An 803-nucleotide genomic window follows, 5' to 3' on the forward strand; every position below is an offset into this window, starting at 1 on the left:
AGTCGACACGACAATGGCATACATCCAACACATCATTCCGTTGAGTAACCCGCATGGCCGTGAAGACGAAACGTGGATGCACGGTTGGACAGTGTTTTACTGGGCTTGGTGGGTATCTTGGTCTCCGTTTGTGGGTATGTTTATCGCTCGCGTGTCGAAAGGCCGTACCGTTCGAGAATTTTTGTTCGCAGTCATCGTGATTCCGACGTTGGTAACATTGGTTTGGATGTCAGTATTTGGTGGTATTGCGCTTGATCAGGTCGTGAACAAAGTTGGTGAATTGGGTGCGAATGGTTTAACGGATATTTCACTGACACTATTCCATGTTTACGATGTATTACCATACAGCTCAGTGATTTCTATTCTGTCGATTGTTTTGATTTTGGTGTTCTTTATCACCTCATCTGACTCCGGTTCATTGGTTATCGACAGTATCACTGCGGGCGGTAAGATTGATGCTCCCGTTCCACAGCGAATCTTTTGGGCGTGTATCGAGGGTTCAATTGCCGCGGTTATGCTCTGGGTTGGCGGTAAAGAAGCCTTGCAAGCGCTACAGTCTGGTGTGGTTGCGACCGGCTTGCCATTTACCTTTGTTCTGTTGTTGATGTGCGTGAGTTTGGTGAAAGGTTTACGTACCGAGCTTTCCGCTTACCGCTAATCGATGTTGATAAATTAATACTCAATGCCGAGCATTCATTGCTCGGCATCTTTATTTCTGCATTTCTTTTTAAGAAATTCCGTTCCAGTTTGGGCTTCTCTTTCATCACTCAACTGCATTATGTCGCTTGCTAAACTTATTCTCA

The 803-nt window shown here is 45.5% G+C and carries 1 protein-coding gene; it reads left to right on the forward strand.

What is annotated here, in order from left to right; translation table 11 throughout:
• Positions 1 to 658: BCCT family transporter (locus R7O13_RS25985; protein ID WP_318305088.1), on the forward strand; the 658-nt coding region annotated here is incomplete at its 5' end.
• Positions 659 to 803: the final 145 nt, after the last annotated feature.

The organism is Vibrio sp. Y176 (assembly GCF_033438945.1).